This is a genomic window from Bifidobacterium moukalabense DSM 27321 (assembly GCF_000522505.1).
GTDB lineage: Bacteria > Actinomycetota > Actinomycetes > Actinomycetales > Bifidobacteriaceae > Bifidobacterium > Bifidobacterium moukalabense.
Genome location: NZ_AZMV01000002.1, coordinates 1 through 14,150, shown reverse-complemented (window position 1 = coordinate 14,150; position 14,150 = coordinate 1). Strand labels below are relative to the sequence as shown.

The window sequence follows — 14,150 nt, the reverse complement described above, 5'->3', positions numbered from 1 at the left end:
TATGGCATCGCGCCACTTTTTCACGCTTCCTGTGGCCATTCTGGTCTTTCAGAGCTTCCTGCTCGGCACCAGCGAATTCATCATCGTGGGCGTGCTGCCCGACATCGCCGCCGATCTCAACATCGCCGTGACCATGGTGGGCAATCTTGTGGCCATCTTCGCGTTCGTGTATGCGCCGCTCACGCCGATCGGCGCCGCGATCTGTTCGAAATTCCAACGATTCCACGCGCTGATCGCATTGCTGCTCGTATTCCTCGCCGGCAATGTGCTCTGCACCTTCGCCATGAACTATCCGATGCTGCTGCTGGCTCGCGTGGTCACCGCCTCCGTTTCGGGAGTGCTCGTGGCGGTGGCGCTCACCTTCGGGCCGGACGTGACGAGCCGTGAAAACCAGCCGAAATACATGTCGTGGGTGTTCTCCGGATTTTCCATCGCCTCCGTGTTCGGCATGCCGATGGGTACGTGGATTGCGGGACTGGCGGGTTGGCGCACCAGCTTCGTCATCATCGACGTGCTGACGGTGGCCATGATCGGCGTCATGTTCGTGGTGCTGCCGAAGCGTTCGGTGCCCTCGCAGGTGAGGATTCTCAGCCAGTTCAAACTGTTCTCCGACCGCCGAATCATTCTCGGCGTGCTCACCGTGGTGTTCGGTCTCGCCTCAAGCTATGTGTGGTACACCTACCTGACCCCCATGTTCACCAACGAGCTGTATGTGCCCGCGGCCTACGTGAGCATCGCGCTCGTGGCATTCGGCGCCTGCTGCCTGTGGAGCAACCTGTACAGCGGCAGGCTCGCCACGCGCGGCACCGGCATCTGGCCGCTTGTCGGCATGGGCAAGGCCTACGCGCTGCAGTTCGTATGCATGCTGCTGCTTCCCCTTGCCGCGGCGAACGCAGTGCTCGGGGCCGTGCTGCTGGTGATTCTGGGCCTTACGATCTATCTGCAGAACTCGCCTTCGCAGGTGCTGTATTCATATGTGGCCGAAACCGGTTATCCCGGCTGCGGCACGCTTGCCTCATCGCTGAATTCCACGTCCTGCAATCTCGGCATCGCGCTTGGTTCCGCGGTTGGTGGCGTGGCTTACGATACCGTCGGATTGCGTTGGCTCGGTCCGGTCGGTGCCGTTTTCGCCGCGTTGGCGGTGCTGATGACGGTGCTGCTGAAGGTCGATGACCGGCAATGTGCGGCCCGCGGTGCGACCATGCGTTAGGGTGCTTTTGATTACCATTTTGATAGGAAGATGAGGTACCCTGATTTGGTAAAGCTTTTACTTCACTGAATGAGGGGCATCAATGGCGACCATCAAGGAAATCGCAAGACGGACGGGATTCTCGCAAGCTACGGTATCCCGGTTGCTCAATGGAGATCCCACATTGTCCGTCCGTGAGGAGACGCGTCGCAGGATCATTCAGGTCAGCGAGGAACTGGGCTACAGTATGCAGACCAAACGCATCGTGATTCCGCATGAGGTGGCCCTGCTTGACAACGAGGAATCCGATGAGACGTTGCGTGATTCCTATTTCACCGATTTGCGTGCGGCGCTTGAGCGCAATGCGGGGCAGCAGCGTATGGAACTGACCGTGTTCCGCAATCTTGATGACATGATTGCCGACAGCGACAGATTCGACGGCTTCATGGCGATCGGTGCCGACAGGATCGTCGAAGACGATCTGGAACGGCTGCATGACGCCATGCCGTATGGCGTGTTCATCGATGTGAATCCGGCGCCGAGCCTGTTTGACTCCGTACAGCCTGATCTGCAGCAGACCGTGCACGATGCCGTTGCGGCTTGTGCGGCGAAGGGGATGGAACGCGTCGGATTCATTGGCGGCAAAGGCTGCCTGATGAACTTCTATGAGCTGGACGAGGAGAACCGTGCCACCTATTTTCAGCGTGAAATCAAGCATTTTGGATTGGACGCCGAGGGACTGATCTATTCGGATGGCCTGTTCACCGTGGAAAACGGACGCAGGCTTGGCGAACGGTTCGTGCACGACCACAACGGTGCGCTGCCGGATGCGGTGATCATCGCCGCCGATGTGATCGCGGTCGGCGTACTGCAGGCCTTCCATGCCTCCGGGGTGCTCGTGCCGCGTGACATCAGCGTGATCAGCATCAACAACCAGACAATCGCCCAGCTTACGTCGCCGCCGTTGAGCACGTTCGCCATCGACCAGAGCGAACTCGCCCGCGTGGCGATCCTGACGTTGGCGGATGCCATCGCGGGCAAGCGGACCATCCGCCAGCACGCCTATCTGTCGACTTCGTTGGTCGTGCGTGACAGCTTCGTGCCGGCGGAACGGTGACGTTCGGAGTTTTTCAGCGGTTGCGGAACATCAGAACAGTTCCAGCATCACGTCAAGCGTGAGCGGTCGGTCGGCCGGCAGCTGGAACCGCCCATGCACCGGCGCACCCCACGAATCGTCGCCGCCGACGCCCATCTGCGCCGCGAGCAGACGCAGGAACATGTGGCGTGGGGCCGGCAGCTCCTCCTGATGGGTCGCCTCCTCCAACATCAGCGTGCTGTAGGGCAGCAGACTTGCCGAGAAGTGTTCCTCGCCAGCCTGGCTCACACGCAGGCCGTGGCCGTACCGGTCGGTCACCTCGATCCAGCGCAGCGCCTCATGATTGCCGGTTTCCTGCGGCACCAGGTACGGTGCGTTGTCCGCTTCGGCGGTGCTCTCGAATACACCGAGCTTGGCGCCGTGCAGACGGTCGCGGTAGGTTTCGGCCGGTCCCAGACCGTAGAAGCGCAGATTCGAATACTCGACCGGCAGCATCCACTCCATGCCGAACGCCGGCAGCGAAGCCGCCTCGATGCCACCCGGATAGGTGAGGGTCAGATGGATGCGTCCGTCTCCCGACAGCTCGTAGCGCGCGGTGACCTTCGTACGCTGCGCAATCGCCAGCTCATACGTGTACGTGCCGACGACCGTATCGCCATTGCGGACGATTTCGGCGCCGACGGTCTTGGCGTAACGGCCGGCGGCGAACCATTGCGCACGGTCGAAGCCGGAGGCGTTGCCGCGATCGTTGTCGGTCAGGGGGCGGAAGGTCAGCAGGCTCGGCCTGCGCGACAGCATTTCACGGCCGTCGCGGGTGAAGGAGACGAGTCCTCCCTGTGCCTTGGACAGCAATGCCTCGCGGCCGCCCGCCTTCACCCCGGCGTTCCATCGGCCGTCGGTGACCGTCACGTCATGCGCATGAATGGCGGTTACCGGATCGGTGGCATCCGTGTTGGCGGCATCGGTGATGACCTGCACGTACTGTCCGAACGTCAGCTCGAATCCTGCGGGAGCCCAGGCGGTGGCCCCGGCCAGCCGCTGGTCGACCTCGTACGTCACCTCGATCGAGCCGTTCGGCAACGCCTCGCCGCAACGGCCCGCCATCAGATCGTCCGCGGTCGGGAACGCGATGTCGAAGCGCCCGCTCGCACCGGCCGCCACGTCGAAACGGTAATCGGCCTGCCAGCGCTCCTCGCCGTTGACCAGCACGCGTGCCGTGAACACGTAGTCGGCGGTGGAGATGAACAGATTCTCATTGCGGATCGTCACACCGTGCGCATCCGGCTCGATCTTCACGTTCGCATACAGTTGCTTGACCTCCTGCGCCTTGGGAGAGGCGGTGCGGTCCGCGAAGATGATGCCGTCGCCGGAAAATTCGTAATCGTTCGGGCGGTCGTCCCAGTCGCCGCCATACGTCAGGCGTTCGGTGCCGTCCGGCAGACGCTGGAAAAGCGCCTGGTCGATATAATCCCAGATGAAGCCGCCCTGATACTGCTCGTAACGCTCCAGCTCGGTGTACAGATGCATGCCACCCACGGAATTGCCCATGGCATGCATGTATTCGCACGAGATATACGGCTTCTTCGGATTGGATTCGAGATACTCCGCGATTTCCGCCGGCTTGGCGTACATACGGCTTTCCATATCGGAGATGCCATCGAACTCACGGTTCCAGAACACACCCTCGTAATGCACCGGACGCAGTGGATCGTTGGCATGCACGAAATCGCTCATCGCCTTGAACACCGTACCCGCATACGATTCGTTGCCCAACGACCAGATCACCACGGCCGGATGGTTGTAGTCGCGGCGCATCATCGACTCGATGCGGTCCACGCACGCCTCCTGCCATTCGGATTTGCTGCCCGGCACGTTGGTGTCCGGCGTGACCGAGTCGCTCGGTGCGGTCCATGAACCATGCGTCTCGATATTGGTCTCATCGATCATATAGATGCCATACTCATCGCACAGCTCGTACCAGCGTTCCTGGTTCGGATAGTGCGAAGTGCGCACGGCGTTGATGTTGTGCCGCTTGAAGAACGTGATGTCATACAGCATGTCTTCCTCGGTCACCGCACGGCCGCGACGGGCGTCGAACTCATGACGGTTCACGCCCTTGAACACGATGCGCCTGCCGTTGAGCTTCATCACACCGTTTTCGATGGCGAAATGCCGGAAGCCGATGCGCTCGCGGCTGACTTCGATCACTGCGCCGTCCGTGCCGTACAGCGTCAGGCCGAGCGTGTACAGATTCGGCTCCTCCGCGCTCCATGGCCTGATGTTCGCGATTGCGGCTTCCGCGGTGATCGTTTCGTTCACCGGCAGCCGTTCGGACTGCCATGCGATGGCGCCGTCGGCGTCGTACAGCGTCGCGACGGCCTTGGACGCAACGTCCGCATTGCTGATGGACGCGACGAAGGCGAGTGCCGCATTGCCGGTCGCGGCGTCGAAATCGGGGTCGATCTTCCAGTCGCGTACGTGCGCGGCGGGGATGGCGGTGAGTTCGACGCTGCGATACAGTCCGTGCAGGCGCCAGAAATCCTGGTCTTCGAGCCATGCGGCGCTGCTGAATTCAAAGCAGGCGACGGCGAGGGTGTTGTGACCTTCCCGGATGGCGTCGGTCACGTCGAATTCACTCGGCGTGAAGGAATCTTCGGCATAGCCGATGAATGCACCATTCAGCCACACATAGATGGCGGTGGAGGCGGCATGGAAGGTAAGCGTGACCTGACGACCCTCTCGGATGGCGCGGGCCACGGATGCGGACGGCGTGAATTCCCTGCGGTACAGCGCCACATGGTTATGCCGTGGAACATTCGGCTGCTGCGGGTCCTCATGGCCGTCCCATGGGTACTGCACGTTGACGTATTGCGGCTTCAGCAAGCCTTTGGTCTCCAGATTCGATGGCACCTCGATGGATGAGAATCCGGATTCGGCGCATCGGGCCTGGGCGAAGCCGGTGGGAAATCCCGCTTCGGCCATATCGACGACCTTGACCTGCCACTGCCCGTCGAGCCGTTGTTTGAGTCCTGACGGTTCATGCATGAGCGGTTCATGATCGTAGCAACGATGGCTGGAATGCGCCGGAAGGCGGTTGACCGCGAAAACGGTGGGATCGGTCAGCCACGATTCCTGTGCTTCGGTTGCGGAAAAGATATGCGACATGATCTGCCTGCCCTCTTTCTGTGATGTCACGGCTCTGTGCGAAGGATGTAAAATCCTTTACTAATAAATAGTAACTTTCGTTATCGAAACATGCAAGTGCGTTGCGTCGTATGTGTGGCATGGTGCGTCCATGTTTGCTTCGATGGTCGAATCAATCGTGTAACGCGCATGATGTGTGGTCTTTTCTACCATTATCGAACAAAATGCGACACGCCGACGATGCGTAATGATTAGTGTCATATTTTACTAAACAGGGGTTATGCCATATACTGACACATGAGTCGAAGGAAGACTGCACGGAAACTTCTAAGGAGAAGTAACGATGGAAGAAACCCTCACCGTGGATAAGCAGAGCTCAAACCTGAAATCCCGTATGGCATATGCGTTCGGCAATGTCGGCCAGTCCGCGTTCTACAACGCCCTGAGCACATACTTCATCGTGTATGTGACCAGTTCGCTGTTCGCGGGCGTCGACAAGGGCATCGCCACCAAACTCATCGGCATCATCACCAGCCTCGTCGTGATCATCCGCATTGCGGAGATCTTCATCGACCCGCTGCTGGGCAACATCATCGACAACACCAACACCAAGTGGGGCCGTTTCAAGCCATGGCAGCTCATCGGAGGCACGGTCTCCGCGTTGCTGCTCGTCGTGGTGTACACCGGCCTGTTCGGTCTGGTCAATGTCAACACCACTTGGTTCATCGTGCTGTTTGTGGTGGTGTTCGTCGTGCTCGACGTGTTCTACTCGTTGCGAGACATCTCCTACTGGGGCATGATCCCAGCGCTGTCGAATGACTCCCATGAGCGTTCCACCTATACCGCGCTCGGCTCTTTCGGCGGTTCCATCGGCTATAACGGCCTGACCATCATCGTCATCCCGATCGTCACCTACTTCAGTTTCGTGTTCACCGGCAATCGGACGGAAAGCCAGAGCGGTTGGACCTGCTTCGCCATCATCGTGGCCATTCTCGGCATTCTGACCGTATGCTCCGTGGCGTTCGGCACCAAGGAAAGCTCCAGCACGCTGCGAACCAACGCCGAGGAGAACGGCGGCCCGCTCGCCGCGTTCAAGGCCCTCGCCCAGAACGACCAGCTGCTGTGGGTCGCCCTGAGCTACCTGCTGTACGCCATCGCCAACGTGGCCACCACCGGCGTGCTCATGTACCTGTTCAAGTACATCCTCAACAATTCCGGCGCATACTCCATCGTGGGCGTCATTCCGGTCATCACCGGTCTGATCATGGCTCCGGCATACCCGATCCTCAACAAGCGCATTCCGCGCCGTTACCTGTATCTCGGCGGCATGGCGCTTATGATCATAGGCTATCTGCTGTTCATCATCGGCTCGTCCAGCCTGCCGATGGTCACCGTCGGACTGGTCTTCTTCTACCTGCCGCAGACCTTCATCCAGATGACCGCCATCCTGTCCCTGACCGACTCCATCGAATATGGTCAGCTGAAGAACGGCAAGCGCAACGAGGCCGTGACCCTGTCCGTGCGCCCGATGCTCGACAAGATCGCAGGCGCCTGCTCCAACGGCATCGTCGGCTTCGTGGCCGTGGCCGCCGGCATGATCGGCAACGCCACGGCCGCCGACATGACCGCTTCCAACATCCATACCTTCCAGATCTGCGCCTTCTACGTGCCGTTGGCCGTCATCGTACTGAGCCTGCTCGTTTTCCTTTTCAAGGTGAAGATCAGCGAAAAGATGCACGATGACATCGTCAGGCAGCTCGAATCGCAGCTCGCGCAGGGGGAGCCGTCCGAATCCTGATCGCAACCGGTATGCGATTCGTGGGTTGAAGGAGCCGCATGGTGGACGCCATGCGGCTCCTTCCATAGGTAACGTTCGCACTGCGTGCTAGGCTAAACTGCTGAAATGCATAGCTGTGATCCGTTATCAGCGGGGAGCTTCCGGAAGAACGGCGGCGATTGCAGGGTACGAACCCTCAGAAGCAGTCGCAGGCCCAGTAGAACCGGCGGGATCGGCCCGAACAGCCGAACGCAAGCGGTCGTAATCGCACTGCGCAGTACGCAGGGGAGAGCGGCAAGCGAGGTGGTACCGCGGTGGCGGACGTGCGGCAAGCCGTACGGAAGTCGTCGTCCTCGTAGGTAGTTAAGAAGAACAGGAAATCTGCCAAACGAGGAGCATACGGTGAGCGAAACCACCAATCATGTGTATCCGAAGGCTGCTGCCGGTGAGCAGAGCGCCAACGTCGCGCCGAACCCCAGCTTCCCGAAGCTGGAGGAGTCCGTGCTTGACTATTGGGAGAAGGACGACACCTTCGCCAAGTCCGTCGAGCGCCGTCCGTCCGGAGACCACAGCCAGAACGAATTCGTTTTCTTCGACGGCCCGCCGTTCGCCAACGGCCTGCCGCATTACGGCCACCTGCTGACCGGCTACGCCAAGGACGTGATTCCGCGCTATCAGACCATGAAGGGCCGCAAGGTCAACCGTGTGTTCGGCTGGGACACCCATGGCCTGCCGGCCGAGCTCGAAGCGCAGAAGGAACTGGGCATCGACTCCGTCGAGCAGATCAAGGAGATCGGCATCGACAAGTTCAACGATGCCTGCCGTGCCTCCGTGCTCAAGTACACCAACGAGTGGAAGGACTACGTGCACCGTCAGGCGCGCTGGGTCGATTTCGAGCATGGCTACAAGACCCTGAACATTCCGTACATGGAATCCGTGATGTGGGCCTTCAAGCAGCTGTACGACAAGGGCCTGGCCTACCAGGGCTACCGCGTGCTGCCATACTGCCCGAAGGACCAGACGCCGCTGAGCGCACATGAGCTGCGCATGGATGCCGACGTGTACCAGGACCGCCAGGACACCACCGTGTCCGTGGCCGTAAAGCTGCGTGACGAGGAAGACGCCTACGCCGTGTTCTGGACCACCACCCCGTGGACCGTTCCGACCAACTTCGCCATCGTGGTCGGCGCCGACATCGACTATGTCGAAGTGCGCCCGACCGAAGGCAGGTTCGCCGGCAAGAAGTTCTATCTCGGCAAGCCGTTGCTCGGCTCCTACGCCAAGGAACTCGGCGAGAACTACGAGATCGTGCGCGAACTCAAGGGCTCCGAAATGGAAGGCTGGCGCTATTACCCGGTCTTCCCGTACTTCGCCGGCGAAGAGCATGCGGCCGAAGGCCAGGTTCCAGGGCCGGAAGGCTACCAGATCTTCACCGCCGATTATGTCGACACCGTCGAGGGTACGGGCCTGGTGCATCAGGCGCCGTACGGCGAGGACGATATGAACACGCTCAACGCCAAGGGCATCAAGAGCGTGGACGTGCTCGACGCTGGCTGCAAGTTCACCTCGCTGTGCCCGGATTATGAAGGCCAGTACGTGTTCGACGCGAATCTGCCGATCCTGCGCAATCTGCGCGCCGGCGATGGTCCGCTGGCACGTGTGCCGGAAGAGCAGCGCGCAATCCTCTTCCAGGAGAAGAGCTACGTGCACTCCTACCCGCACTGCTGGCGTTGCGCCACCCCGCTGATCTACAAGCCGGTGAGCTCCTGGTTCGTGTCCGTCACGAAGATCAAGGACCGTTTGCTTGAGCTCAACCAGCAGATCAACTGGATTCCGAGCAACGTGAAGGACGGCCAGTTCGGCAAGTGGCTGGAGAACGCCCGCGACTGGTCCATCTCCCGTAACCGTTTCTGGGGTTCGCCGATTCCGGTGTGGGTGTCCGACGATCCGAAATATCCGCGCGTTGACGTGTATGGTTCGCTCGAGGAGCTGAAGGCCGACTTCGGCGACTATCCGCGCGACCACGAGGGTAATGTCAACATGCATCGCCCGTATATCGACGAGCTGACCCGCGTGAACCCGGACGATCCGACCGGCAAGAGCCACATGCGCCGCATCACCGATGTGATGGACTGCTGGTTCGAATCCGGTTCCATGAGCTTCGCCCAGTACCACTATCCGTTCGAGAACAAGGAAACCTTCGAACAGCACTTCCCGTGCGACTACATCGTGGAATACATCGGCCAGACCCGTGGCTGGTTCTACGTGCTGCACATCATGGCCACCGCCCTGTTCGACAAGCCGGCGTTCAAGAACGTGATCTGCCACGGCATCGTGCTCGGCTCCGACGGTCAGAAGATGTCGAAGCACCTGCGCAACTACCCGGACGTGAACGGTGTGTTCAACGACTTCGGTTCCGACGCCATGCGCTGGTTCCTCATGAGCTCGCCGATCCTGCGCGGCGGCAACCTCATCGTGACAGCCGAAGGCATCCGCGATACCGTGCGCCAGGTCATGCTGCCGGTATGGAGCTCCTATTACTTCTTTACCCTGTATGCCAATGCAGCCAAGGGCGGCGCCGGTTTCGATGCACGTTCGCTGCGTGCCGACGAAGTGGCTTCGCTGCCGGAAATGGACCGCTACCTGCTGGCACGTACCCGCCGTCTGATCGAGAAGACCCAGTCCGCTCTGGATGACTTCCTGATCTCCGATGCCTGCGAAGCGGTGTCCGATTTCATCGACATGCTTACCAACTGGTACATCCGCAACAATCGCGACCGCTTCTGGAACGAAGACGAGAACGCGTTCAATACGCTGTACACCGTGCTTGAGGCGTTCATGCGTGTGATCGCCCCGCTCGCCCCGATGGAGGCCGAGGCCGTGTGGCGTGGCCTGACCGGCGGCGAATCCGTGCATCTGGCCGACTGGCCGTTCCTCGCCGATCCGACTTCCGGTGAGGCGACCGAGCTCGGTCGCGTGCTCGTCGACGATCCGGCTCTGGTCGACGCCATGGAGAAGGTGCGCGAGGTCGTTTCCAGCACCCTGTCCATGCGTAAGGCGAAGCAGATCCGCGTGCGCCAGCCGTTGAGCAAGCTGACCGTGATCGTGTCTGATCCGGATGCCGTGGCCGCCTATGCCGAAATCCTGAAGTCCGAGCTCAACGTCAAGGACGTTGAGCTGTGCACGCTTGAGGATGCCGAATCCCGTGGTCTGAAGATCATCAACGAGCTGCGCGTGAACGCCCGCGTTGCCGGCAAGCGCCTGCGCAAGGACGTACAGTTTGCCATCAAGGCCTCCAAGTCCGGTGCCTGGCATGTTGACGCTTCCGGTGTTCCGGTGTGCGAGACCCCGAACGGCGACATTGCGCTGGAGGAGGGCGAATACGAACTAATCAACAGCGTGGAGGAGAAGAACGCCGACGAGGCCGCCAACTCCGTGTCCGCCGCACTGCCGACCGGTGGCTTCGTAATCCTCGACACCGAGCTGAACGACGACCTGATCGCCGAAGGCTACGCCCGCGACGTAATCCGCGCCGTACAGGATGCCCGTAAGGCCGCCGATCTGGAGATCTCCGACCGCATCGCCCTGAAGCTCACCGTTCCGGCGGGTGACGTGGCGAAGGTCGAGCAATTCAAGGACCTCGTGGCTTCCGAAACGCTCGCCACCTCCTTCGAGATTGTGGCCGGCGCCGAAGGCTCCGAACTGGCAGTTGAGGTTGCCAAAGCCTGAACTGGACTGTGAGATGTACCTCATATCTAGGCGGCAAGCCGTGTTCCGTGTGGGCGTGGCTTGCCGCCTTTCACATAGGGGCTTCGCATGTACGTATTTGCCATCTATCTGCATGCCTGTTGGCTGGATTTGTGATTATTCAACCGTGCGGCTACAGTTATGCATTGGCTTTAAGCCCTACGACTTGATTTGTATTCCGCGCGTATGTTCGGTCATGCATGCGGGAGCAGATCGTTGAGCGAATGGTTCTCAGTACCATCCATGTGAGTCAAGCACACATTATGAGAAGCAGTCGCGTTGCCGGGAGGTGCGGGTTATCGCGGGTTCATTCCTGCGGCAACCCGCCCTTCCGGTTTTCTTTTAGTCCCGAGTTTTCGTTGGGGCCGTTCGACAAGGTCTCAATATGCCGGCTATGGCTCAGTAGGAATTGCATAATAGAATACTCGTGCTCATACGCCACAAGTGAGACCTACAAAAGCGTGCTCAGCATGCTCCTTGCGAAATTGGTGTTTACCCGAGTTAACAAAAACTAGGTCTGCGCAGAAATATATTGATCTCCAAATTAACGGTATGAATTCCTGAATCGAGGCATTGCGATGAAACAGCTTCTCAACACATTGTTCGTAATGACCGAAGATGCATACTTAGCACTGGAAAATGACAATGTAGCTGTGCATCGAGAAGATGTGATTCTGGCGAAAATACCACTTCGTTCCATTGAATCAATACTATGCTTTTCATATAAGGGAGCATCTCCGTCACTTATGGGACGTTGTGGAGAGATGGGCGTTAACATGTCCTTCTATTCGCCGAGGGGGCATTATTATTGTTCAATCATGGGGGGAGAAGAATCGTAATGTTCTGTTGAGGAGGGAGCAATTCCGTCGAGCAGATAATGAGATGGATGCTCTCCCTGTCGCTAAATCATTTATTATTGGCAAGATCTTTAACGCAAAGTGGGTACTGGAACGAACAAAACGGGATCATGCTTTGCGAGTGAATGTGGAACGGATTTCTCAGCAAAGTGATCGACTGACACAACGACTACCTGAAATCCATCAATGCAATTCCATGGGTGCGCTGCGTGGTCTGGAGGGAATGGCAGCTAAAGAATATTTTTATGCTTTTGATGATCTGATTTTGAAAAGTAAGGATGATTTTTTCTTTGAAGAGAGAACAAGGAGACCTCCACTTGATCGAATGAATGCATTATTGTCATTCATTTATTCCGTACTTACCAATGATTGCTGTGCGGCTCTACAGGGAGTGGGATTGGACCCCTACGTGGGTTTTATGCATGTCGATCGACCTGGACGTGCATCGCTTGCCTTGGACTTAGTGGAAGAGTTCCGTCCGGTGATAGCTGATAGATTTGCTCTGACTCTGGTCAATACCGGTGTGATACAGGCGAAAGACTTTGAAGAACGTGAAAATGGAGGCGTGTTCCTCTCAGAAACAGGAAGAAAGGCAGTGCTCGGAGCTTGGCAAAGGAAGAAAACTGAACAAATTGTTCATCCATATCTGCAGGAAAGAATTTCTTGGGGCCTGGTTCCATATGTACAAGCACTTTTATTAACGCGCTTCCTACGCGGGGACATAGACGCTTATCCACCATTTATGTGGAAGTGATAAGACATGATGGTGGTCGTGGCATATGATGTCAATACCGAGACAACTGCGGGAAAGAGACGATTGCGTAACGTTGCGAAGACTTGTATGAAGTACGGGCAGCGAGTGCAGAATAGTGTGTTCGAGTGCTCGGTCACTCCAGCAGATTATCTAACTCTAATAAATGAAGTGATGAAAATCATGGATCAAGAGAAGGATAGCCTACGCTTATATAAATTAGGAACGAAATATTCTGAGAAGATTGAATATTATGGTGTGCAACGGCATCTTCCTGTGGACGATGTAATGATGATCTAGGCACCGAAGTCCGCCGTTGTGCGAAGTGGAAGCTCTCATCGGATAAGGCGAGCTTCGCACTTGGATAGAACTTGGAATCGAAAAGTAAGTCGACTTTCCTTTGCTGTTTGATAATTTCAGAGAGAAGAATCGTTATTATTTTTTGGTCGAGTGATTAGAATAACAGGTTTTGACCTCAAACCCTGCTACTCTTGGACTCGTACGAAGGATAGATGTTCCACAATGTGAAACATGCTGTCCATCTGTGCAGTCGCTCTCCTCACGGAGAGCGTGGATTGAAATATGCGCAATTTTAGTCAAAATGCATGTTGATGCCGTCGCTCTCCTCACGGAGAGCGTGGATTGAAATATTGTCACTGACTATTTGACTGGCGTTGTTAAGGGTCGCTCTCCTCACGGAGAGCGTGGATTGAAATGTTTATTATTGAGAATGAATGTCCATAAATGTTCGTCGCTCTCCTCACGGAGAGCGTGGATTGAAATCATCCGAAAACTGCCGGTACGACTGCAAGCACCAGTCGCTCTCCTCACGGAGAGCGTGGATTGAAATCATGATAGTTTCCTTTTTGTCAGCCGTCCGCCGACGTCGCTCTCCTCACGGAGAGCGTGGATTGAAATCTCCTTGACTGGATTGTTGAGGTTCGCGTATTTGGGTCGCTCTCCTCACGGAGAGCGTGGATTGAAATATCGACGAATACCACAAGTATCTGAACCAACAGCGTCGCTCTCCTCACGGAGAGCGTGGATTGAAATCGGATCCACGCCATGGTTGAGCAGGTTGGCCACGTCGCTCTCCTCACGGAGAGCGTGGATTGAAATGAAGGCAAGGCCGAGGACGATGGACTCATCACAGTCGCTCTCCTCACGGAGAGCGTGGATTGAAATACCGAGGGTATGAACGCTCCATGGGTCACGCAAGTCGCTCTCCTCACGGAGAGCGTGGATTGAAATCAGCATGACATTCAACAGCGAGTTTCCACAGACGTCGCTCTCCTCACGGAGAGCGTGGATTGAAATTGCGAGCCATTGGCTGCTTGCGTCGATGAGGTCGGTCGCTCTCCTCACGGAGAGCGTGGATTGAAATGATATGATACATACCTTGCGGACGACTCAMAMCGGGTCGCTCTCCTCACGGAGAGCGTGGATTGAAATGCGCGGATCGGTGAAGATATTGAATTCCGCCACGGGACGTCGCTCTCCTCACGGAGAGCGTGGATTGAAATGGGAATGGTGTCGGCCCGGACAACGTGATAGCCTGTCGCTCTCCTCACGGAGAGCGTGGATTGAAA

Annotated in this window: 6 protein-coding genes, 1 pseudogene and 1 CRISPR repeat array; of the genes and pseudogenes, 6 read left to right on the top strand and 1 reads right to left on the bottom strand. The window is 57.6% G+C overall.

Annotated elements, in window-relative coordinates:
• Nucleotide 1: 1 nt before the first annotated feature.
• Together BMOU_RS02250 and BMOU_RS02245 are read left to right on the top strand one after the other, a co-directional pair.
• Nucleotides 2–1,210, top strand: a complete 1,209-nt coding sequence (locus BMOU_RS02250) for an MFS transporter (RefSeq protein ID WP_034874518.1) — start codon at nucleotides 2–4, stop codon at nucleotides 1,208–1,210.
• Between the two features lie 82 nt (nucleotides 1,211–1,292).
• Nucleotides 1,293–2,306 (top strand): LacI family DNA-binding transcriptional regulator, encoded by a 1,014-nt coding sequence (locus BMOU_RS02245; RefSeq protein WP_034874516.1) that lies wholly within the window; start codon nucleotides 1,293–1,295, stop codon nucleotides 2,304–2,306.
• 30 nt (nucleotides 2,307–2,336) lie between these two features.
• Here BMOU_RS02245 and lacZ read toward each other — a convergent pair whose 3' ends face one another.
• Nucleotides 2,337–5,450: a beta-galactosidase, LacZ type gene (lacZ, locus tag BMOU_RS02240; protein ID WP_034874967.1), complete on the bottom strand. Its 3,114-nt coding sequence runs from the start codon at nucleotides 5,448–5,450 to the stop codon at nucleotides 2,337–2,339.
• Nucleotides 5,451–5,772: 322 nt separating this feature from the next.
• On the opposite strand from lacZ, the gene BMOU_RS02235 reads away from it, so the two are divergent.
• The 4 genes and pseudogenes from BMOU_RS02235 (at nucleotide 5,773) to cas2 (ending at nucleotide 12,861) form a co-directional block, all read left to right on the top strand.
• Complete coding sequence (locus BMOU_RS02235; protein WP_034874514.1) at nucleotides 5,773–7,227, top strand: glycoside-pentoside-hexuronide (GPH):cation symporter; 1,455 nt, start codon at nucleotides 5,773–5,775, stop codon at nucleotides 7,225–7,227.
• Nucleotides 7,228–7,608: 381 nt separating this feature from the next.
• Nucleotides 7,609–10,935 (top strand): mupirocin-resistant isoleucine--tRNA ligase, encoded by a 3,327-nt coding sequence (gene ileS / locus BMOU_RS02230; RefSeq protein WP_034874512.1) that lies wholly within the window; start codon nucleotides 7,609–7,611, stop codon nucleotides 10,933–10,935.
• 596 nt (nucleotides 10,936–11,531) lie between these two features.
• Nucleotides 11,532–12,564, top strand: a pseudogene (gene cas1c / locus BMOU_RS10875) (type I-C CRISPR-associated endonuclease Cas1c).
• A gap of 6 nt (nucleotides 12,565–12,570) precedes the next feature.
• A complete protein-coding gene (gene cas2 / locus BMOU_RS02225; protein WP_034874510.1) occupies nucleotides 12,571–12,861 on the top strand; it encodes a CRISPR-associated endonuclease Cas2 in 291 nt (96 codons plus the stop codon).
• Nucleotides 12,862–13,110: 249 nt separating this feature from the next.
• A CRISPR array of direct repeats spans nucleotides 13,111–14,084; the repeat unit is 33 nt; unit sequence GTCGCTCTCCTCACGGAGAGCGTGGATTGAAAT.
• Nucleotides 14,085–14,150: the final 66 nt, after the last annotated feature.

What these genes read in the sequence shown, in the direction of transcription:
- BMOU_RS02250 (WP_034874518.1), top strand. Translation starts at nt 2, where the DNA reads ATGGCATCGCGCCACTTTTTCACGCTTCCTGTGGCCATTCTGGTCTTT.
- BMOU_RS02245 (WP_034874516.1), top strand. Translation starts at nt 1,293, where the DNA reads ATGGCGACCATCAAGGAAATCGCAAGACGGACGGGATTCTCGCAAGCT.
- lacZ (WP_034874967.1), bottom strand. Translation starts at nt 5,450, where the DNA reads ATGTCGCATATCTTTTCCGCAACCGAAGCACAGGAATCGTGGCTGACC.
- BMOU_RS02235 (WP_034874514.1), top strand. Translation starts at nt 5,773, where the DNA reads ATGGAAGAAACCCTCACCGTGGATAAGCAGAGCTCAAACCTGAAATCC.
- cas2 (WP_034874510.1), top strand. Translation starts at nt 12,571, where the DNA reads ATGATGGTGGTCGTGGCATATGATGTCAATACCGAGACAACTGCGGGA.